This window comes from Stenotrophomonas sp. 86156_Sma, assembly GCF_056481625.1.
The window spans coordinates 4,160,000-4,180,166 of the sequence record NZ_CM151157.1; the positions used below are offsets into that span (position 1 = coordinate 4,160,000).

At 66.3% G+C, this 20,167-nt stretch carries 17 protein-coding genes; 3 read left to right on the forward strand and 14 right to left on the reverse strand.

Annotation, left to right across the window (positions count from 1 at the left end; all coding sequences use genetic code 11):
* Positions 1–100 precede the first annotated feature (100 nt).
* Genes ACZK33_RS19295 through ACZK33_RS19315 form a run of 5 tightly spaced genes read right to left on the reverse strand, consistent with a single transcriptional unit; the run spans position 101 to position 3,053 of the window.
* A complete protein-coding gene (locus tag ACZK33_RS19295; protein ID WP_423175185.1) occupies positions 101–820 on the reverse strand; it encodes an energy transducer TonB in 720 nt (239 codons plus the stop codon).
* On the reverse strand, positions 817–1,242 hold the full coding sequence (gene exbD / locus ACZK33_RS19300) for a TonB system transport protein ExbD (protein WP_134951973.1): 426 nt from the start codon (positions 1,240–1,242) through the stop codon (positions 817–819). The genes ACZK33_RS19295 and exbD overlap by 4 nt, the downstream gene beginning before the upstream one ends.
* Before the next feature lie 9 nt (positions 1,243–1,251).
* Positions 1,252–1,980, reverse strand: coding sequence for a tonB-system energizer ExbB (gene exbB / locus ACZK33_RS19305; protein WP_423175184.1), 729 nt, complete (start codon positions 1,978–1,980; stop codon positions 1,252–1,254).
* Complete coding sequence (locus ACZK33_RS19310) at positions 1,967–2,434, reverse strand: YbaN family protein (protein ID WP_253145186.1); 468 nt, start codon at positions 2,432–2,434, stop codon at positions 1,967–1,969. Before ACZK33_RS19310 ends, exbB begins: the two co-directional genes overlap by 14 nt.
* A 31-nt stretch (positions 2,435–2,465) precedes the next feature.
* Positions 2,466–3,053, reverse strand: coding sequence for a biliverdin-producing heme oxygenase (locus tag ACZK33_RS19315; protein WP_423175183.1), 588 nt, complete (start codon positions 3,051–3,053; stop codon positions 2,466–2,468).
* A gap of 106 nt (positions 3,054–3,159) precedes the next feature.
* On the opposite strand from ACZK33_RS19315, the gene ACZK33_RS19320 reads away from it, so the two are divergent.
* The gene (locus tag ACZK33_RS19320; RefSeq protein ID WP_006390068.1) at positions 3,160–3,417 is read left to right on the forward strand and encodes a DUF2789 domain-containing protein; all 258 of its coding nucleotides are present in this window, start codon (positions 3,160–3,162) and stop codon (positions 3,415–3,417) included.
* A gap of 96 nt (positions 3,418–3,513) precedes the next feature.
* Here ACZK33_RS19320 and ACZK33_RS19325 read toward each other — a convergent pair whose 3' ends face one another.
* From ACZK33_RS19325 to ACZK33_RS19340, 4 genes are all read right to left on the reverse strand, one after another.
* Positions 3,514–6,432, reverse strand: coding sequence for a TonB-dependent receptor (locus ACZK33_RS19325; protein ID WP_423175182.1), 2,919 nt, complete (start codon positions 6,430–6,432; stop codon positions 3,514–3,516).
* A gap of 233 nt (positions 6,433–6,665) precedes the next feature.
* Positions 6,666–7,598 carry a FecR family protein gene (locus ACZK33_RS19330; RefSeq protein ID WP_423175181.1) on the reverse strand — a complete coding sequence of 311 codons (933 nt, stop codon included), beginning with the start codon at positions 7,596–7,598 and terminating at the stop codon, positions 6,666–6,668.
* Between the two features lie 104 nt (positions 7,599–7,702).
* Positions 7,703–8,203 (reverse strand): RNA polymerase sigma factor, encoded by a 501-nt coding sequence (locus tag ACZK33_RS19335; RefSeq protein WP_423175180.1) that lies wholly within the window; start codon positions 8,201–8,203, stop codon positions 7,703–7,705.
* 72 nt (positions 8,204–8,275) lie between these two features.
* Positions 8,276–8,749, reverse strand: a complete 474-nt coding sequence (locus ACZK33_RS19340) for a hypothetical protein (protein ID WP_197616267.1) — start codon at positions 8,747–8,749, stop codon at positions 8,276–8,278.
* A 185-nt stretch (positions 8,750–8,934) separates the two neighbouring features.
* Between ACZK33_RS19340 and ppa the strand changes: the two genes are divergently transcribed.
* The gene (ppa, locus tag ACZK33_RS19345) at positions 8,935–9,471 is read left to right on the forward strand and encodes an inorganic diphosphatase (protein ID WP_005410935.1); all 537 of its coding nucleotides are present in this window, start codon (positions 8,935–8,937) and stop codon (positions 9,469–9,471) included.
* Between the two features lie 152 nt (positions 9,472–9,623).
* Entirely contained in the window at positions 9,624–10,745 is a 1,122-nt protein-coding gene (locus ACZK33_RS19350) for an HDOD domain-containing protein (RefSeq protein WP_032128397.1), read from the forward strand.
* A gap of 179 nt (positions 10,746–10,924) precedes the next feature.
* Here ACZK33_RS19350 and ACZK33_RS19355 read toward each other — a convergent pair whose 3' ends face one another.
* The 5 genes from ACZK33_RS19355 to thiC form a co-directional block, all read right to left on the reverse strand.
* A complete protein-coding gene (locus ACZK33_RS19355; RefSeq protein ID WP_478453751.1) occupies positions 10,925–13,789 on the reverse strand; it encodes a TonB-dependent receptor domain-containing protein in 2,865 nt (954 codons plus the stop codon).
* Positions 13,790–13,838: 49 nt separating this feature from the next.
* Positions 13,839–14,738, reverse strand: a complete 900-nt coding sequence (locus ACZK33_RS19360; protein WP_032128400.1) for a helix-turn-helix transcriptional regulator — start codon at positions 14,736–14,738, stop codon at positions 13,839–13,841.
* A 115-nt stretch (positions 14,739–14,853) separates the two neighbouring features.
* Positions 14,854–17,178: a winged helix-turn-helix domain-containing protein gene (locus ACZK33_RS19365; RefSeq protein WP_197616263.1), complete on the reverse strand. Its 2,325-nt coding sequence runs from the start codon at positions 17,176–17,178 to the stop codon at positions 14,854–14,856.
* A gap of 260 nt (positions 17,179–17,438) precedes the next feature.
* Positions 17,439–18,110, reverse strand: coding sequence for an ion channel (locus ACZK33_RS19370; protein ID WP_032128402.1), 672 nt, complete (start codon positions 18,108–18,110; stop codon positions 17,439–17,441).
* A 137-nt stretch (positions 18,111–18,247) separates the two neighbouring features.
* The gene (gene thiC, locus ACZK33_RS19375) at positions 18,248–20,092 is read right to left on the reverse strand and encodes a phosphomethylpyrimidine synthase ThiC (protein WP_032128403.1); all 1,845 of its coding nucleotides are present in this window, start codon (positions 20,090–20,092) and stop codon (positions 18,248–18,250) included.
* Positions 20,093–20,167 lie beyond the last annotated feature (75 nt).

Here is a 20,167-nt window from a genome sequence, read left to right on the forward strand (position 1 = left end):
CTGCTTCCGGCCCGCACCGCAGGAGCAGTCGAGCAAGCTCGACTCTACAAGGGCAGCAAGAGCAGAGCAGTCGAGCATGGGGCCGGGTCTACCAAAGCGGTCACCGCCCGCGCAGGAAGAACGACACCGGCACCATCACTTCCACCGGGTCGCCGGCCACTTCGGCCGGCGGCGCCGGTACCGGGCTGGCCCGCTGCACGGTGTCCAGCGTCTCCTGGTCGAGCAGCGCGAAGCCACTGCTGCGGCCCAGCTTCAACCCCAAGACCGCGCCATCGCGGGCAACCGCAAAGCGCACGTAGACCACACCCTGCTGGCGCAGCCGCTCGGCCTGGCGCGGATAGCGGCGGTGTTTCTGCAGGTGCCCGAGCAGGCGTCCTTCCCAGGTCGCCTCGGCACGACTGCGCTCACCCGCCGTGGTCTGCGGTGCGGTGTAGCGTGTGGCCGCATCAGCCGCCACCTGCGGCGGTGCGCTGGTCTGCGCGACATTGGCGTCAGCGGTGTCCGGCGACGGCGTCGGCTCCGGTGTACGCGGCGGCGGCAGGTCACCCTGCGGCTGCACCGGCGCCTTGGGTTGTTCACGCACGGCCGGCGTCGGCGCCTGCCGCTGTTGTTGCTGCTGCAGCGGCCCGGTCGCGACCTCGCGCGGCGGCACCGGCGGTGCCTGTGCCATCGGCGCCAGTTCCAGCATCAGCGCCGCAGGCGGAACCGCAGCCGTCAGCGCCGGCGCACGGGCCGCCCACCAGCAGGCCGCGCCGATCAACAGCGCATGCACCAGCAGCACGATCGCCAGGCTGGTCGCCCAGCGCCGCAGTCCACTCATCGTGCGCCCTGCTCCAGGCCGACCAGCGCCACCTTCAGGTAGCCGGCCGCTCGCAGCGCATCCAGCGTGGCCATCAGTTCGCCATAGGGCACGCGGGTATCGGCACGCAGGAAGATGCGCTGCGTAGTGTCACTGTGAGTGGCCGCCTGCAATGCGGCCGCCAGGCCGTCGCGCGCCACGGCCTGTTCGCCAACGCGCAGCGACAGATCGGCCTGCACGGTCACGTACACCGGTGCCTGTTCAGGCGGCGTGGCGCTGGCGCTGCTGGCCGGCAGCTGCACCGGCACCGACACGGTGGCCAGCGGTGCGGCCACCATGAAGATGATCAGCAGCACCAGCATCACGTCGATGAAGGGCGTGACATTGATCTCGTGTGCTTCTTCCGGCACATCGTCGCGGTCGGACGCGGTCCTGATCGCCATCGCCGCGCCTCAGTGCACCGCACGCAGCGGCGCCGCTGCGGTACGCGGAACGGCACGATCGAGATCGCGTGAAACCAGTTGCTGCACGGCCGCCGACAGATCACCGAGCAGACCCCGCAGGCCGGCCAGTACACGGCTGAAGTGGTTGTAGACCAGCACGGCGGGAATCGCTGCGACCAGACCCAGCGCGGTCGCCAGCAGAGCCTCGGCGATGCCGGGCGCAACCACCGCCAGGTTGGTGGTGTTGCTGTGCGCGATGCCGATGAAGCTGTTCATGATGCCCCACACCGTGCCGAACAGGCCGACGAACGGCGCCACCGCGCCGATGCTGGCGAGCACGCCGATGCCGCGTCGCTGCACGCGCGCGGTTTCCAGTTCAATGCGGTCCAGGCGCGAGGCCACGCGCTCCTTGATGCCGTCGCGGCTATCCAGTTCCTGCGACAGGCACAGTTCGGTGCGCGCTGCGTCCAGCATGGCGAGTGCGGTACCCTGCTGCATACTGGCGTCGGCGCTCTCGCCGGGCAGGCTCGGCGCCTGCAGCAACAGCGCGCGCGCTGCACGCAGCTGCCGGCCCTGCCGGGCCAGCTCCCAGCCCTTGGACAGCAGCACGGTCCAGGTGGCCAGCGAGGCAAGTGCCAGCGCGATCATCACCGTCTTCACCACCACGTCGGCGGCCAGGTACATGCCCCACGGGGTCAATGCGGGGGCGGCCACGGGGGCCAGGTCAGCAGGCAGCATCGTCTCGGTTTCCATCAGCATCAGGTGTCGCTGCGCGGCGGCGGGCCGCGCGCGGATCATTGGCGTCGTCCACTTCCACGACCGGATTGGGCTCCAGCCGCGGTGCGGGCCGACTGAGCACGTAGCCGGCGCTGACCGCGAAGAACAGGCCCACGCCCAGCAGCAGGCGCCAGGACGGGTGCGCGCCCCAGCAGAACAGCGCGAAGCCCACCGCCATGCCGGCGCTGGCGAACGCCTTGCCCTTGCGTGACACCGCGCCCTGTTCGCGCCACAGCCGCAACGACGGGCCGTAGCGTGGATGCGCCAGCAGGCGCTGCTCGAACTTCGGCGAGCTGCGCGCGAAGCAACCCACGGCCAGGATCAGGAAGATGGTGGTCGGCATCACCGGCAGCAGCGCGCCGATCACCCCGAGGCCGACCATCACCCAGCCCAGCGCGAACCAGAGCCAGCGCATCAGCGTTGCGCCGATAGGCGGGAGGCGTGCATCAGGCGAATTCCACTTCAACGTGACCGTGCACGCTGCGGAACGCAGCATCGGCCGCATCGATCACCTGCTGCTCCTGCTCGGCGCTCAGCGGCACCGCATCCAGCGCAGCAGTGAATTCACGCCAGTGGCGCGCCGCGCCATCCCGGTGTGCGGCCAGGTGGCGGGCACCAAAATCGCGGTCCAGGCCGAGCTTGGCAGCCATCTTGTACAGAATGGTGCCGCCGAGATTGGAGCCTTCGGCCACATACAGCCACCCCAATGCGGCGGGTAGCTCCAGATCGGACGGCAACGCCGCGATGTCGGCCCCCGGCAGGGTCTGCTCCAGATCCTGCAGGTCGCGCGCCACCTGGGTCAGGCGGCGGCGTTCGCCCAGATCGGGCAGCAGTGCGTCCAGCGCAGGGTTGGCATACAGCGCATCGATGCTGCGGTGGAAGCGGTACTGCACGCGCAGGAAACGGGCGAAGTTGCCGCGGTCGGCGAAGATGTCGCCGGCCATGATGCGTTTGTCCAACGCGCCGTGGCTGTCGCGGGTGGCGGCCTTGAGCCGCAGGCTGCGGCTGTCTTCAGGGGCGATGTGTGCGTTCATGGGGGATGCCAAGGGGGTCGTCCTGCTGTAGACGTTCGCCACGGGGCTTTCCCCAAGGCCATGTGCACCGATAATGGCGTATCCCTTCTTCCCGCAGGAACCGACGATGATCACCACCGAACCGCGCATGACCAACCTGTTCCTGCAGCTGGGCCTGGATGCCAGCGCCGAGGGCATCGCCCGCTTCATCCGCGAACACCAGCTGGCCACCGATGTGGAAGTGGTCGAAGCGCCGTACTGGAACGATGCCCAGCGCCAGTTCCTGTCCGAGTCGCTGCAGGCCGATGCGGCATGGACCACGGTGGTGGATGAGCTGAACGAGTCGCTGCACGAAGATGCCGTTAAGGCGGCGACCGGGCTGTAACTGGCTGGAGGAAGGCGCCGGGCATGGCCCGGCGCTACCGTTGTCTCCCGCTGGGGTCAGAGCCCTTTCTGCAGGAAAGGGATCCGACCCCGACGATCAATACTTCCAGGTCAGCGCCAGCCTCGCGGTACGGCCCGGGGCCGGCATCACGCCCAGGGCAAGCGGGTCCAGGTAGTAGCGGTCGGTCAGGTTGTCCACGCCGGCTTCCACCGACAGCTGGTCGTTGAAGCTCCAGTTGGCGAACAGATCCACCAGGGTGGTCGGCCGGTACAGCTGCTGGATCGCCGACAGGCCCACGTTCCAGTCCTTGTCCAGCTTGCTGATCGGGCCGGCGTTGTGGACCACGCGGGTACCGAAGGTCAGGCGCTCGTCGAACAGGCGCGAGCCCAGGGTCAGGTTGACCATGTAGCGCGGCGGGTTCTGGGTATTGGTGTACGAGCCCTCGAAGCCGCCGTCCACGCAGTTCGGCGTGTTGGCCAGCTCATCGTTCCTGCGCTGTGCACCATAGGCGCGGCGCTCGGCAGCGATATCCGGCGCGCAGGTCTTGGCCTTGAAGTAATAGTGCGCGGACAGATCAGCAAATACCTTGCCGCTGTCATAGCTGGACTGGAACTCCATGCCCGAGACCTTGAACTGGTCGACGTTGCGGATCAGGCCGGCCGAGAGCGTGCGGTAGTCACGAGTGATCAGGTCGTCGATGCGGGTATCGAAGTAGGCCAGCTTCAGCGCCAGGCGGTCGCCGGCAGTGAACAGATCGTAGCGGATGGTGCTGGCACCGATTTCCCAGCTGCGCGCACGCTCCGGCTTCAGTTCGCCGACCGGCTTGGCGGCGGTGAACAGGCCCAGCGTGGTCTCGAACAGGCTCGGCAGCTTGGTGCCTTCGGCGTACTTCACATAGACCATGGTGTCTTCGCTGAAGCGGTAGGCCACGCTGGCGGTCGGCGAGAACGCGGTGTCACGACGGCGGATCGGCTGCGACCAGGTCCAGCTGACCGGCACCTCCAGGTCCTGCGCCTTGCCGGCGTCGTAGAAGTTCCAGCCACCGATGTCGCCCACCGTACCCTTCTTGTACGGTGAAGCCAGCAGCGATTCCTGGGTGAAATTGCCGTTGGCGTCCGGATACCAGTTCAGCAGCGCGATGCGCTTGGCCCGCCACGACGGCAGCGCCGGGTTGCCATTGAGCAGCTCGGTGTAGCGGTACTGGCCCTGCACCTCGTAGGCATCGGGCGTGGCCAGGCGGTTGCGGTCGTGCACATCCACGCGGTTCCAGCGGCCGCCCGCCAGCAGTTCCCAATGCTCATCTGGCTGCCACTTCAGCGAGGCCACGGCACTGTATTCCTTGCGCTCGGCGTTGCGCAGGAAGCGGTTGTTGATCAGGTCATCGTGCATGACCGGCCCCGAACTGCCCGGTGCAATGTCCTCATCGCTGTAGGACAGGCCGTAGTCGAGGGTGAATGCACCGGCGTGGGTATCGAACTTCGAGGTGTTGCTGGCATCCAGGCCGAAGCGCTTCTGCCGCAGCGGATTGCGGTAGGCATCCTTGTAACCGGGGTCGCCACTGAAGCTGGGCGCGTCGTACCACTCGGTGCGGCGATCGAAGTACCAGGGGGTGATGCCGGTCAGGCTGTTGTACATCACGCTGTCGGTGTCGGTGTACGTGGCGTTGACGCGCAGGTCGACCAGCTCGCTGTCCGGGTTGAAGCGATAGCGCAGGGTATAGCTGTCCATGTCGACGTGGCCCGGGTCCCATTGCGGAATGCGGTCACGATCCACACGGATGATCTGCGAGGCCATTATCTCGCCGGCGGTGCCCTCGTAGCGGCGGTAGCCCGCTTCCAGGGTCTGTGCATCGTCGATGCGCCAGGTGCCCTTGAGCAGCGCCGACTTCGAGCGCGCCGAGGTATTGAACACCTCGGTACGCGGCGGATTCAGCGGTGCCAGCGTGCGCCGGGTCTGCGGGAAGTCATCGTAGCCATGCTTGCCGGAGAAGTAGTTGCCGTTGTCGCGGTAGGCGTAGGCGGCAACCAGATCGAAGCGATCCCAGTGTCCCGCAGCGGCCACGTTGAAGAACTGGCTGCCGGTGGCGCTGCGGTCGGTACGCGGCGCGGCGCTGTAGGACGGCAGGTTGTTGGCGCTGTTGTTGGCCAGGCCGCCACGCACGCGCACGCCGAAGTCCGGGCCTTCGCGCAGCACGTCACCGATCTTCAGCGTCTCCATCTCGACCACGCCGCCGATGCCACCGGAGGCGTTGGCCTGCAGGCTCGGGCCCTTGGTGATGGTCAGGCTGGAGATCAGGTCCGGGTCGAGGTAGGTGCGCTGCGACTGGCCGGCATAACCACGGTAGGTATCCATGCTGGACTGGCCACCGTCGATGATCACCGGCACACGGCCCTGGCCCTGGATGCCACGGATGTTGACGTCGAAGCCGTTGCCCACGCGCGGATCACCGGCGGTGACGCCAGCCACGCCCTTGACGATGTCGCCGTTGGACGTACCGCGGAATCGCTCCAGGTGCGTGCGGTTGAGCGTGGTGGTGGAGCCGACGCTGCGATAGCCGTCGAGCAGGCGCGCCTCGTCGCTGGTTGCGCCGCTGTCGATACGGTCGCCGGCCACGCTCAGCGTATCGGTGACGATCACACCGCTGTCGGCCTGCGCCGACGCTGCCGCTTCCAGGGTCACCGCATCGGCACTGACCCGGCGCACCGCCAGGCCACTGCCCTGCAGCAGGTGCTGCAAAGCCTCGCTGGCCGACAGGCTGCCGCTGACCGCACGCGAGGTCACACCCCGGGCCAGGGTGGCCGGGTACACGACCTGCACGCCGGACTGGCGCATGTAGCTGCGCAGCGCCTCGTCCAGTGGCTGCGCGGGGATATCGAAGCGCTGCACGGCAGCGTGGTCACCGCTGGTGTTCTGCGCCAGTACCGACGGCGCGGCGCTGGCCAGGCCGGCCGCCAGCAGGGCGATGCACAGGCGGGACGGACGCGGCATGCGGCCCGGACGATGGAAATCGAACATGGGGGAACCTGTCAGGTAATCAGTGCCGCGGGCGCGGCGTCATCCGCAACACGGGCGGACACGGCGACGTACTGGCGGCGGCTGGTACGTTCGCCGAGTAAGACGGATGAAAGCGTGGCAACCCCAAGGGCGATTTGCGGTCGCGGTGGGTGCCAACCGTTGGTCGGCTGCTTGCAGCGGTGGGTGCCAACCGTTGGTCGGCACAGGGACGGTCATCCACGCATGGCGTGGATCTACTGCACGATGGCGACGCCGAATGGAAGACGAGTAACCCGAAGACCTGCTGTTGCCGCCAACGCATCCAGCGCCTGCTCCGGGCGATCGATGCGCAATGCTGCACTGACGGCCGGCAGCTGCGACAGATCGCCACGCACGAAGGTCGGGCCAGCGCGATAGCGCCCGACCCATTGCACGGCCTCGGCGACGGTGGCCTGCTCCAGCAGCAGTTCACCCTGCCGCCACGCGCCGACACTGTCGGCCGCCACATCTTCCAGACGCGTCACGCCACTGCGCTCGCCATAGACCGCACGCTGTCCCACCTGCAGGTAGGTCCAGCCACCGTCGGCCGGGCTGGCCACGCGCACCCTGCCCTGTCCGACCTGGGTTTCCACCTGATCGTTGTCGCGTGCGACGGAGAACGCGGTCGAGATGTCCTCGACCACACCATTGCCCGCGCGCACGCTGAAACGCCGCTGGGCATCCGGGCTGACCTCGAACCAGGCGCGCCCGCGCAGCAGCTCGATCCGGCGTGCATCGGCATCAAACCGCACGGCGATCGCGCTGTCCGCATCCAGCACGGCTCGACTGCCATCGGGCAGTTGCACGTTCTGCACGACATGCGTACTGCGATGGTCGGCCTGTAGCCGCAACCAGGCCTCCGGCCATGCCACCAGCATCGCCAGCGCAGCTGCAGCGGCCATTGCCCAGCGCAGCCGCCGCGGGCGCCGGCGTTCGGCGGGCCGGGCCTGCGGGCGTGGTCCGACGCTGCGCCACAGCGCGCGCTCGTGCTCGAAGGCCCGACGGTGCCCCGGCTGTGCCAGCCAGCGTTCGAACTCATGCATGCGCCCCTCGCCGATGTCACCCGAGGCCAGCCACGCGATCCAGCCCCGGGCCTGTTCGGCCAGGGCATCGTCATTGGCGGCGGGCAGCGTGTTCGGCGGGCTCATCGGCTGGCGGACAGGCGCATTCAAGCGCGGGCGGAGGAACTAGACCGCATCCGCGGTCCAGTGATCAAGACGTTTCAGCGAGGGCCAGCCCCAAGCCGGGGCGATCATCGGCCGCTGCGCGCCCAGGCCAGGCGTTGCAGCGCGGTGCGCACATGGTTCTCGACGGTAGTCACCGACACCCCCATACGGCGGGCGATCTCGGCCTGGGTCAGGCCCTGCAGGCGGTTGAGCCGGAAGATGGTGCGGGTCGGCTCCGGCAGGTGTCCCGCCGCGTCGAGCACCCGCTGCAGCTCGTCCTGTGCCATCGCCTGCTCCTCGGTCGAGATCACCTCGTCCGGCCCCCACAGGTAGTGGTCGGCCAGCAGACGGTTGCGCCGGGTCGATTCGCGGCCATGGTCGGTGGCCAGGTTGGCGGCCAGCCGGTACAGATAGGCGCGCGGGTTGTCGATGGCCTGGCTGTCGTCGACGCCACGTGCCTTGAACCACACTGCCTGGATCACGTCTTCGGCGCCGTTGTCGCCCCCCAGGATGCGTTGCACCCGGCGCAGCAGCGCGGGCCGCTCGCGGATCAGCAGTTCGGTGAGGGAGGCGGCATTGGAGGACATGCGCGGAACCGGGACGACAGACGGAAGGCGCCGCGCATGCTACTCCGTTAATGAGAATCAGTCACGTTCTCATCAATGGATGCACCCGGTCAGCCCGTCATAGACGCTCTGCGAGGTCCCCGGCAGCGGGTCATGCAGTGGATTGCGCGCGGCGAGCGCGGCATGGAAGGCTTCCACCGGGGTTCCCGCCACCAGCGGCAGGCGGCACAGCCAGGTCGGTTGCCGGGCCACGATCGCGCCATCGTTGCGGGACACCTCCAGATCGCTGGCGGCGAATGCCCACAGGCATTCATGCACGGTTCCCCGCACCGCATCCACCGAACAGCGCAGGCGCAGGGCGCGGATATCGCTGTATTCGCCCTCGCAGAAGGTGTCGCCACAGATGGCATCGAAGCCATGCTGCAAACGGCCTTCCAGGGCAAAGAAGCGGTCCCAGTTGGCCTCCTGATGCGGGTAGTCGATCAGGTCGACATAAGGGGACGCCTGGGCCAAAGGCGCAACCAGCAGCATGCAGGTCAGGCCAAACGGCAGGGCAGACACGTTCATGGGCAGACTCCTTGGGAAGGTTGGTCCAGCCTGCGCTCCCCATGCCGACCGCTCCCATCAGCCAATCCCGGCCTGCCGGGTAGGCCCCCGCTCCGCAGCGCCGTCGGCCCCTCCCTCTGCACAGCGCCCGGCAAAGGCATAAAATGGGGGGCTATCCGTCTACATCCCCCACCTGGAGCACGACCATGGGTCTGGAACTCGTCTCGCCCGGCAAGAACCCGCCGGAAGAAATCAACGTCATCATCGAGATCCCGAAGGACTCGGAGCCGGTGAAGTACGAAGTGGACAAGGAAACCGGCGCGATCTTCGTCGACCGTATCCTGTCCACCCCGATGCGCTACCCCTGCAACTACGGCTACGTGCCGAGCACCCTGTGCGGCGACGGCGATCCGGCCGACGTGCTGGTGGTGCTGCCGCTGCCGCTGGTGCCGGGCTCGGTCGTGCGCTGCCGTCCGGTCGGCGTGCTTAAGATGAGCGATGAGGCGGGCAGCGACGAGAAGATCCTGGCCGTGCCGGTGTCGAAGATCTTCAGCGGCTATGCCCACGTCGAAGACATCGCCCAGGTGTCCAGCCACTGGCTGGAGCGCATCGGCCACTTCTTCGAGCACTACAAGGACCTGGAGAAGGGCAAGTGGGTCAAGCTCGACGGCTGGGGCGGCGCCGCTGAGGCCAAGCAGATCCTGATCGAGGCGCACCAGCGCCATCTCGACAGCAAGGCCTGAGCCTGAACCGGATCGCTCCGGTGGCACCCCGCCGGAGCGATGCGGGTCACGTTTCATGACGACGGCACATCACACGTGCCGCCGTATTAGGTAAATTGCGTCACTTCACACGTCGTCGACATCCATCGTCGAGACAGCCAGGGGAATGTGTCGTGCGTATTCTGCTTGTTGGGGATGCAGCCAGCCTGCCGGCCGAGCTGACCGAATTCATTGCCGATCTTGGGGAAGACTGGCAGCCGCTGACCGCCACCGATGGCCAGACCGCGATGACTGCGGTGGCCACGCAGGGCGTGGATGCGGTGATCGTCTGCCCGCAGCTGCCGGATCTCAATGCCACCACGCTGCTGGGCCAGATCCGGACCTTGCGCCCGGAAACCATCCGCATCGCGCTGATCGATGCCCAGCACGGCAACCGGCCGCCGCCGGCACGCCTGATCGGTGTCGCTCACCGTTTCCTGCCGTTGCCACTGGCACCGGAAGTGCTGCTGGAAGCGCTGACCAGCCTGGAAGAGCTGCGCGAAGTACTGGACAGCCCACGCCTGCGCGATGCCATCGGCCGTATCGAGAAGCTGCCCTCGCCGCCGCACCTGTACCTGAGCCTGACCCAGGCGCTGGAGCATGACGACGACGCCGACAGCGCCGACGTCGCCAAGCTGGTGGCGGCCGACCCGGCCATTGCCGCGAAGGTGCTGCAGCTGTCGAACTCGGCGTTCTTCAGCCAGGGACGCACCATCGCTGACCTGCGCACGGCCGTGACCCGCCTGGGCCTGTCGACGCTGCGCGACCTGGTGCTGGCCAGCGAGGTGTTTTCCGCACCCACGTTGTCCACCGCCGAACGCAATTCGCTGCAGCAGCGCGCCCTGCTCGCCTCGCGCCTGGCCGCGCGCCTGCTGCCCGAATCCAGTGCCGAACTGGGCGCGACCGCCGCCCTGCTGGCCGACATCGGCCTGCTGCTGCCCGGCGTACGCAACGAGCGCAGCGAACCGTCGCTGGCCGGTGACACCCGCCCCGGCCATGCCGAGGCCGGCGCCTACCTGCTGGGCCTGTGGGGCCTGCCGATGCCGATCATCGAAGCGGTTGCCTTCCACCTGCAGCCGCAGCGCGCCAATACGCGCAGCTTCTGGGTGACCGGTGCGGTGCATGTGGCGCTGGCGCTGGTCAACGGCGATCCGGTGGATGAGGACTACCTGCAGCGCGCAGGTGTACTCAACAGGCTGCCGCAGTGGCGCGAGCATGCCAATGCGTTGATGGGACTGGTACCCAGCGAGGCCTGAGGCGCCGTCCCGGGCGAGTTCTCTGGGTATGAAAGGCAGGCCGGATGGCCTGCCTTTTTCCGTTGTGCCTGAAGACTCATCCACGCATGGCGCGGATCTCCTCAGTCGGTGCAGCGCGCAAACAAGAAGGGCGGACCTTGCGGCCCGCCCTCCTCTTTCTGCTGTCACGCTTTGATGGATCAGAAGCGCTGGGTGTACTTCATGTAGTAGAAGCGACCGATGTCGAAGCCACCGTAGTACGAGAAGCTCGAGTTCGGCTGGCTGTACATGACCGGGCCCTCGTGGTTGAACACGTTGTTGGCACCTGCCGAGATGGTGGCGTTCCAGGGAGTGTTGTAACGCACCTGCAGGTCGTGGAAGGTGTTCGAACCGGTGTTGCGAACCGGAATGGCCAGGGTGTAGGCCGAGGAGAAGTCCGGGTTGTTGCACTCGGCACCGCCGGTGCGGTCGTAGGAGCACTCTTCCTTCAGGCCGGAGTAATAGCGCATGCCCCAGTTGACACCGAAGTTGCCCAGGCTCCAATCGATGTTCAGGTTCGAACGCACGCGGAAGTTGCCACCCCAGTCGCCAGTGCCCCAGCCGGTGTGCTGCTCGACGGCAGTCTGCTCTTCGTTGTCCCGCTTGTACTCCAGGTAATCGACGTAGGTGGTCTTCCAGTCGATGACGATGTTGCCGAAGGAGAACTCCGGCAGGCGGTACTTGATGCCCAGATCGTAACCAGCGGTTTCCTGGTAACCACCGTTGATCAGCGTACGGGTGACGTCGGTCACCTGGGAGCCGTTCTCCGGATCGCGGGTGACACGATCACACGCGTTGGCGTTGCCCAGAATGTAGCACTGGTTGAGGATCGAGGTAACCGATTCGGCCGCGATCACGTTGTCGATGCGGATCTTCCACCAGTCCAGGCTGATGTCCAGGCCCTGTACGAAGTTCGGGCTGTACACCAGGCCGACGGTCCAGGTCTTGGAGGTTTCCGGCAGCAGTTCGGCATTGGAGCCGGACAGGTAGGCGTAGTTGGACTGAGACCCCGGGCCAGTGGCATCGATGCCGCCGGATGCTTCCTGGCGGAAGTTGGCCGGGACGGCACCGGCGCAGCGCGCGGCAACCTGCGGGTTACGTACTGCCGCACCGAACAGGGTGTCACACGGATCGGTGTACTTGTCGAAGGTCTGCGAGGTGCCGCCGTACAGGTCAGCCACCGTCGGCGCACGGAAGCCCGTGGCGTAGGTACCGCGCACCAGCAGATCATCGATCGGCTTCCACTTCAGGCCGAACTTGCTGTTGAAGGTGTTGCCGAAGGTGTTGTAATCCGAGTAGCGACCGGCCATGTCGACCGACAGTTCCTTGGCGAACGGCAGGTCGGCCAGAATCGGTACGTTCAGCTCGAGGAAGAACTCGTTGAGCTTGTAGCCACCCGCCGTGGACGCACCGGCCAGGTCGGTGCTCAGGCCCGACTGAAGCAGCGCATCCGGGTTGTATTCGGCCTGCTCTTCGCGGTGCTCGTAGCCTGCTGCAAACGACAGGTCACCGGCCGGCAGGGTGAACAGCGCGCCGGACAGGTTGGCGCTGTAGACCTTGGAGGTGGTCAGCGACGTGTCGTGGGTCGGCAGGAAGAGGTACTTCTGCAGATCCGGGTTGGACAGCGAGCCAGCGCCGTCGATGCCATAACCAAGCAGCGGGTTCCACGGGGTGCAACCGGCGATGACCGCCCCCGGGGCACCACAGTACGCGACGCCGTTCTCGACGAACGACGGGCCGACGGCATTCTTCACGTTCGGGATGAACAGGTTGCCGGTGCCGGTCTTGGTGCCCTTGTTACGGTTGTAGACGTAACCGACATCCCAGTCGAAGTACTTATCGCCGAACTCGAACGAGCCTTCCAGGCCGGCCGAGAAGCGGAAGGTATTCAGCTCGGACTTGGTCTGGCGCGGCATTTCCCAGGTGCGACGCATGAAGTCGACATCCTGGTCCAGAGGGTTGAACGCACTGTCCTTGGACAGCTTGGTCCCATACGCGCTGGAGCGGTACGGGTAACCGGCGATCTGCTGCAGCGCCTCGCGTTCGGTGTACAAAACGTTGGCGGTACCGCGGATGTTGTCGGTGAAATCGTACTGGCCGTTGGCGAACACAGAGCGACGCTTGATCCCGGTCGACAGATACATCTGCTGCGTCGGGTTGGACAGGTCGGCGTTGGTCAGCTCATGGTAGTTGGCAAAATCGGTCGGATCGGCGCCAGGGTTCACGACGTAGTTCTTGCCGCCGTTGACCAGTACGCCCTTCTCGGTGATCGCCGACCAGCCGTTGGCGTCATCTTCGGTCGGGAACGGATGACGTGGGCCGTTGGCATAGGCGCTGAAGCGGCGGTCCTTGGCCAGCACCGGCTTCTCGTCGCTGTACTCGGCACCCAAGGTCAACGAGCCACGGTCGTTGGTCATGCCGTAGACGAAGTTGTAGGTTTCCTTGTCGCCGTCGCCCTGGCCGTACTGGCCGCGGTAGACGCTCGCTTCCAGGCCATCGAAGTTCTTGCGGGTGATGATGTTTACCACGCCGGCAATGGCATCGGAGCCGTAGATCGCCGATGCGCCGTCGGTCAGCACTTCCACGCGCTCGACGATCGAGGTCGGGATCGAGGCCAGATCGGTGTAGCCGCCGGAACTGACGCCCATGCGCTTGCCGTCCAGCAGTACCAGGGTGCGCTGCGGGCCGAGGTTGCGCAGGTCAACATACTGGCCGCCGACTTCTTCGCCCGAGCTCAAGGCATCGGCGCGGCTGATCGCCGGCGAACCGGTTGCCGACAGGTTCTGCACGATGTCGGCAACGCTGGTGAAGCCCTGCTTTTCAATGTCTGCGCGCTGCAGCGCGATCACCGGCTGCGCGGTTTCCATGCTCGCCTGGCGGATGCGCGAGCCGGTAACCGAAATGCGGTCCAGGTCGGTCGTGCCGCCGGCAGCTGCGTCCTGCGCCGAAGCGAAGGACGGTGCCAAGGCAAGCGCAATGCCGGCCGGCAACAAGCCGAGCCGCACTGCAGGAATACGAACGTTCATCTATCTCTCCAAGGTACGTGTTAGTAGCGTGTTAAAACACCCCAGCACGTTACGATTGCGTTGCAGCGCTGTATTTGCGCGAACCAACCGGAGACTTTGCAGATTGTGGCGGCAGCAAGCCGCCGTTCTCCCTGAAGCGCGATGCGGACTGGCCGTAGCGGGCGCGGAACGCACGCGCGAAGCTGCAGCAGTTGTCGAAGCCACTGGCTGCAGCAACTTCGCCGACCATCATGTCGGTGTCACGCAGCAGGTCGGCAGCGCGCTCAAGGCGCAGCCGCGCCGAAAGCGACTGCGGGCTTTCCTCGTACAGGCTCTGGAAGGTCTTGGAGAGATACCAGCTGGAGAAGTTGGTCAGCTCGGCCAGTTCACCGATGCGCACCACGCGGTGGCTGTTGCCTTCCAGGTACAGGCGGGCGCGCTGCATGCGGCCGAACACCTGGCGCTTGCGGCTGCGCGAGCGCCCCGGGCAACGCTGCACGTTGTCGGCCAGCCCACGCTGCAGGCCCGCCAGGTGCAGCAGCAGCGGGCGCAGTGCCTGTGCCGGCTGGCCACTGGCAAGCGCATCGCGCCACAGGCGCAGCGCAACGCGGGCATCGCCACGGTTCATGCGGCCACGCCCGGCATACAGACCGCAATCGGCCATCTCGGCCAGCACGCGCAGCGCTTCGACCGTCAGGTTCAGGCCAACGCACAAGCCGTTGCGACCGGCCTGCACCAGCGGCCGCGACTCCTTCTCGAAGGCGATCCACTCGCCCTGGCGCAAGCGGAAGCGTCCTTCCTTGGCTTCCACCCAGGAACTGCCGCGCACCTGCATCCACACAGTGAAGCTGCTGCCTGCGGTCTGCAGGCTGCCGAGCCGGGCCACGCCCAGGCAGGTCGGCGCAGCATCGTCGAGCGACCGGTCCAGAGAGACGGTTTGGCCGCGATCGGCCAGCGAGAGTTGACGCATGGGGGCACCACGGATTTGCCTAGTACAGGCCTCCGTTTTGCCAAATCAGGCGGCACCACGTCAGGAAAGTCAGACGAGATCGCCACGAATTCGCGGCGAGGTCGCCACGAAGAAATTACGAAGGCCCATTTCCGTTGAACAACAACAACTTGGAGAACGCCGGAAGCAGCGTCGGCGAGCGCTCGGGCAAACGCATCACACCGATGTCGGCACCGTCGCTGACCGCCATTGCCACGAACAGGGTGCGCCCATCGGCGCCGGCACTCAGCCCGTTGCCGGCACTGAGGCGTTCCGCATCCAGGCAGCGTTCCGGTTCCTCGCGCCCGGCCTGGATCAGCACGAGTGTCGTACCGCAGCGGGTGGACGTACCGAGATAGCCGATCGCACTGTTGCCGGCCACGGTCCAGGCCCGGTACCGCCACCGGCTGGGCTGGTCATCGCTGATCTGCTGCACGCTGCCTGGCGCCAGCGCCGCATCCACCGACCACAGGCCACCTGCCGCCAGGCGGGTGAACAGCACTCGCCCGCTGCTGCGATCGAACCGCGCCTGAGACACGCCCTCGATGCTGGCAAGGCGGCGCCAAGGCTGCACGCTTCGATCAAACAGGCTCAGCCGCGTCTGTTGCTGGTCATCGCGCTCGACTACCAGCAGCTGGTCCGGGTTTGCGCCGTACAGTGCCTGCAGCGGCTGCTCCGACGGTACCGGCAACGGCTGGACGCGTTCGTCACGCGGTGCGATCTCATAGACCACCGTGCGTCCGTGTTCGTCGCGCCCGACCACCAGCAACCGCCGGCTGTCGGCCGACCAGTCCGGTGCCTGACGTGCCTCAGGCCGCAATCCTTCGATAGGCCGCAGCGAATCGGGGCGCTCCATGTCCGCCCACCACAGCGCGAAGCTGCCTGAACGATCGGACGTGAACACCAGTTGGCGTCCATCCGGCGCCGCCATCGGCTGCCCATCCCGACCACTGGATGCAAACAAGCGCTGCGGGGGTGAACCGCCCTCCATCGGCACCTTGAAGATGCCGAACTGCGCGCGGCGGTGAACGAAGGCCAGCATCCCCGCGCGGCGCGCCGTCGCCGGCCATTGTGCGTCGTCGAGCCCGGCGTCGCGCAGCGTGCGGCTCTCGACGTCCAGGTAATACAGGCGCACCTCACTGTCGACACGGCGTCCAAACACGATCGTCCGGCCATCACGCAACCAGGCCCAGCCACGCAGTTCAGCGGCCTCGTTGGTCAGCTGCTCGGGCGTGCCACCCGCGGCCGGCATGCGCCACAGGTCGCCCAGCTGCGGATTGCGCACGAATACCAGCCACTTGCCATCAGGCGAGTAGCGCGGCGCATAGTCGAAGTCATCCTCGGCGACACCGTAGTCCAGCGCCTCCCATTGGCCACTGGCCAGATCAAGCTTGCGGATGCCGCGATGGGCATAGCGCCCCACCATGCTGCCGAACACCAGACCACGGCCGTCCGGCGTCCAGTCGAAACTGAGCAGCTCGGTGCCATCGCACCGTGTCGCCTGGCGTAGGGCACCACCGGTCGCGCTGGCGATCAGCACCTGGCAACCGCCGTTGTTGCTGAACCGCGCGAAGGCGATCTCGCGTCCATCCGGCGACCAGCTCGGGAAGCGATCGACCGAGCCGGCCGGCGGAGCCAGCAGCTGCCGCGCAGGCGCGTTGCCGGAGGTCTGCACCTTGATCGCGCCACCGCCCTGCCCGTCTTCGTTGGCGCCCTCATAGGCCACCAATGAACCATCGGGTGAAAGCGTGGGATAGGTTTCAAAGCCGCTGGTCGCGGTGATCAACCGATAGGGACGCTGCGGGCTGCCGATCACGCGCGTGCCGTTCTCCACGGCCGCATCCACAGCTGAACTGCTGGCCGGTGCCCGCCGCAGCAGCAGCGCGGTCAGCACCACCACCGTGGCCAGCATCAGCACGCCCAGCACCAGCAGTACGCGCCGGCGGACGTGGCGCCAGCGGCGGCGCGATGCCTGCACGTGTGGCGGCATCACCTCGGCGATGGCCATCGCCGGTTGCATGTCCACGATTTCGTCATCGGCTCCTGCGGGCGGCGCCGGCTCGACATCGTCCAGTACCTGCACCGGCACCAGCAGGCGATAGCCGGTCTTGGCGATGGTCTCGATATAGGCCTGGCCGTTGTCGTCGTCGTTGCTGAACGCCTTGCGCAGCTGGGTGACGGCCTGGGTAAGCACATCATTGGTCGGCAGCGTGTCCGGCCAGACTTCCGCGAACAGTTCATCGCGGGTGACAACACGCCCCGGCTGGCGCAGCAGCACACGCAGCACGCCCAGCGCCTTCGGCGTCAGCCGACGCGGGCGACGCGCACCCACGACCTCGACTTCGCGCGAGGACAGAGTGACAGTGCACTCTCCTATCCGGATCCGATCGAATCCGGGGGGCTGGTTTTCACTGCTGTTCATTTTCCGCTACACAGTAGAGACAGGTCCGGGGCAGCGTTTGCCTTCGATACCCTCCCGTCCTGGGAACAGCAAAAAGCCAGACTCCGCACAAAGCATCGGCGCATACCGCAAAAACAATGAAGCGGGCGAATACTAGCCTATGCGGGTTACCTCGCCTATCGCGTGGTCGACATCCAGGCTCTCTCTCGCCGACGCATTCACATAATTTGCTGCACCATTCGCGCCCTGCGGGGCGCGAAATTTTTATCTGGCGTTCATTTTCACATGCGCCGCAGCATGGTCAATCCAACCAGTCGCGAAACCACCAAAGCTACGTACATCACGCCTGAAAACTGCTCCAGCATGACCAAGGCGCGCGCCTGCGGATGCAGTGGCACAACGTCGCTCAAGCCAACGCCCGAGAGCAAACTGAAGCTCAGATAAAGAAGCTCCATCCAGGTGCGCTGCGCGCCACCACCGGTGCCCTGGAAACTGCCCGGATACCATTGCTGGCACACGGCGAAAGCAAACGCGAAGGCCCACGCCAGCAACGTGAATGTCGCACCTGCTGCGAACAGTTCATCGCGGGTGACTTTATGGTCCTGGAGCATGTAAGCGATGAGCGCACCGGCCGTATAGAAGTACAGCAGGCTTTCCAGCAGCTGCGCGGTGGTCAGCAGCGCACTGCGATCCAGCAGTGCGCCGGCCAGCGAGAACACCACCGAAGGAATGGCCAGCAGCAGTGCCAGCCAGGTGCCCAGCGGACTGCGCTGGACCACCCACAGCGCCAGGCCGAGTACCGCCATGCCGAACATGCCCAGTGCCGCACGGCCGCCGGCGGTGTCATCAAGTGCGGGATACAGCAGCACCGCGATCAACTGGGCACCCAGCAGCCAGGCCGAAGGATGGCGGCGGGCAATGGCCAGCCAGCGGGTGGTGATGGCAACGGGCATGGCGTCCTTCCCCAGGGTGATGGGCGGAGGATAGCCGGGAGCGACGTGATGAGCGGTAGTGCCGGCCACTGGCCGGCACTCTCCCGGTCCCACGCACGACGGAATGCCGGCCAGCGGCCGGCACTACCCGTTACACGTCAGCCCTGGTGATAGACCTCGGCGCCGGCGGCGCGAAACTCTTCCGACTTCTCCTTCATGCCGGCCTCGGCGTAGTCGCGCACGTCCTGGGTGATCTTCATCGAGCAGAAGTGCGGGCCGCACATCGAGCAGAAGTGCGCCAGCTTGTGCGCATCCTTCGGCAGCGTCTCATCATGGAATTCCTTGGCCTTCTCCGGGTCCAGCCCGAGATGGAACTGGTCTTCCCAGCGGAACTCGAAGCGTGCCTTGCTCAGCGCGTTGTCGCGCACCTGTGCGCCGGGGTGTCCCTTGGCCAGGTCGGCCGCATGCGCGGCGATGCGGTAGGCCATGATGCCGTCGCGTACGTCCTGGCGGTTGGGCAGGCCGAGGTGCTCCTTCGGCGTCACGTAGCACAGCATCGCCGTACCGAACCAACCGATCATCGCCGCACCGATCGCGCTGGTGATGTGGTCGTAGCCCGGTGCGATGTCGGTGGTCAGCGGCCCCAGCGTATAGAACGGCGCTTCGCCGCATTCGCGCAGCTGCTTGTCCATGTTCTCCTTGATCAGCTGCATCGGCACGTGGCCGGGGCCTTCGATCATGGTCTGCACGTCGTGCTTCCAGGCGATCTTCGTCAACTCACCCAGCGTCTCCAGCTCACCGAACTGCGCGGCATCGTTGGCATCTGCGATGCAGCCTGGGCGCAGGCCGTCACCCAGCGAGAAGGTCACGTCATAGGCCTTCATGATCTCGCAGATCTCTTCGAAATGCGTGTAGAGGAAATTCTCCTTGTGGTGCGCCAGGCACCACTTGGCCATGATCGAGCCACCGCGGCTGACGATGCCGGTGACCCGCTTGGCGGTGAGCGGCACATAGCGCAGCAGCACGCCGGCGTGGATGGTGAAGTAATCCACGCCCTGCTCGGCCTGCTCGATCAGTGTGTCGCGGAAGATCTCCCAGGTGAGCGCCTCGGCGCGGCCATCGACCTTCTCCAGCGCCTGGTAGATCGGCACGGTACCGATCGCCACCGGCGAGTTGCGGATGATCCACTCGCGGGTCTCATGGATGTGCTTGCCGGTGGACAGGTCCATCACCGTGTCACCGCCCCAGCGGATCGCCCACACCAGCTTCTCCACCTCCTCGGCAATGCCCGAGGAAACAGCGCTGTTGCCGATGTTGGCGTTGATCTTGGTCAGGAAATTGCGGCCGATGATCATCGGCTCGCTTTCCGGATGGTTGATGTTGTTGGGCAGCACCGCACGGCCGCGGGCGATTTCGTCGCGCACGAACTCCGGGGTGATGATCTTCTGGATCGAAGCGCCGAACGCCTCGCCCGGGTGCTGCTGCAGCAGCCCGGCATCGCGGATCGCGTCCAGCCGCTGGTTCTCGCGGATGGCGACGAATTCCATTTCCGGCGTGATGATGCCGCGGCGCGCGTAGTGCATCTGGGTGACGTTGGCACCTGCACGCGCACGGCGAGGCAGGCTGCGCGCGGGGAAGCGCACCGCATCGAGCTTCGGGTCATGCTCGCGATCGCGACCGAACGAAGAGCTCAGTCCTTCCAGCCGCTCGGTATCACCGCGTTCTTCCACCCAGCCGCGACGCAGTGCCGGCAAACCAGCGGACAGATCGATGCGCACCTCCGGATCGGTGTACGGGCCCGACGTGTCGTAAACGGTCACCGGTGCATTCTCTTCGCCTCCGAACAAGGTCGGCGTGCGGGTCAGCGCGATCTCGCGCATCGGCACCTGCAGATCCGGGCGTGAACCGGGCACGTGGATCTTGCGCGAGCCGGGAATGGGCCGGGTCACGGATTCGGAGAGTTGCTGGGCCTGTTGCTGCAGGGCGGAGAGCTGTGCGTTCATCGGGCATCGTCCAGGAAGGTCAGGGACGAAGCGGCGGCGCACTGCTGCCGCGCCCGGACGGTCCTTGGGCGGAGT

What these genes read in the sequence shown, in the direction of transcription:
- ACZK33_RS19310 (WP_253145186.1), bottom strand. Translation starts at nt 2,434, where the DNA reads ATGCGCTGGCTCTGGTTCGCGCTGGGCTGGGTGATGGTCGGCCTCGGG.
- ACZK33_RS19295 (WP_423175185.1), bottom strand. Translation starts at nt 820, where the DNA reads ATGAGTGGACTGCGGCGCTGGGCGACCAGCCTGGCGATCGTGCTGCTG.
- exbD (WP_134951973.1), bottom strand. Translation starts at nt 1,242, where the DNA reads ATGGCGATCAGGACCGCGTCCGACCGCGACGATGTGCCGGAAGAAGCA.
- ACZK33_RS19355 (WP_478453751.1), bottom strand. Translation starts at nt 13,789, where the DNA reads ATGAACGTTCGTATTCCTGCAGTGCGGCTCGGCTTGTTGCCGGCCGGC.
- ACZK33_RS19315 (WP_423175183.1), bottom strand. Translation starts at nt 3,053, where the DNA reads ATGAACGCACACATCGCCCCTGAAGACAGCCGCAGCCTGCGGCTCAAG.
- ACZK33_RS19370 (WP_032128402.1), bottom strand. Translation starts at nt 18,110, where the DNA reads ATGCCCGTTGCCATCACCACCCGCTGGCTGGCCATTGCCCGCCGCCAT.
- ACZK33_RS19325 (WP_423175182.1), bottom strand. Translation starts at nt 6,432, where the DNA reads ATGTTCGATTTCCATCGTCCGGGCCGCATGCCGCGTCCGTCCCGCCTG.
- ACZK33_RS19360 (WP_032128400.1), bottom strand. Translation starts at nt 14,738, where the DNA reads ATGCGTCAACTCTCGCTGGCCGATCGCGGCCAAACCGTCTCTCTGGAC.
- ACZK33_RS19340 (WP_197616267.1), bottom strand. Translation starts at nt 8,749, where the DNA reads ATGAACGTGTCTGCCCTGCCGTTTGGCCTGACCTGCATGCTGCTGGTT.
- ACZK33_RS19330 (WP_423175181.1), bottom strand. Translation starts at nt 7,598, where the DNA reads ATGAGCCCGCCGAACACGCTGCCCGCCGCCAATGACGATGCCCTGGCC.
- ACZK33_RS19320 (WP_006390068.1), top strand. Translation starts at nt 3,160, where the DNA reads ATGATCACCACCGAACCGCGCATGACCAACCTGTTCCTGCAGCTGGGC.
- exbB (WP_423175184.1), bottom strand. Translation starts at nt 1,980, where the DNA reads ATGCTGCCTGCTGACCTGGCCCCCGTGGCCGCCCCCGCATTGACCCCG.
- ACZK33_RS19335 (WP_423175180.1), bottom strand. Translation starts at nt 8,203, where the DNA reads ATGTCCTCCAATGCCGCCTCCCTCACCGAACTGCTGATCCGCGAGCGG.
- thiC (WP_032128403.1), bottom strand. Translation starts at nt 20,092, where the DNA reads ATGAACGCACAGCTCTCCGCCCTGCAGCAACAGGCCCAGCAACTCTCC.
- ACZK33_RS19365 (WP_197616263.1), bottom strand. Translation starts at nt 17,178, where the DNA reads ATGAACAGCAGTGAAAACCAGCCCCCCGGATTCGATCGGATCCGGATA.
- ppa (WP_005410935.1), top strand. Translation starts at nt 8,935, where the DNA reads ATGGGTCTGGAACTCGTCTCGCCCGGCAAGAACCCGCCGGAAGAAATC.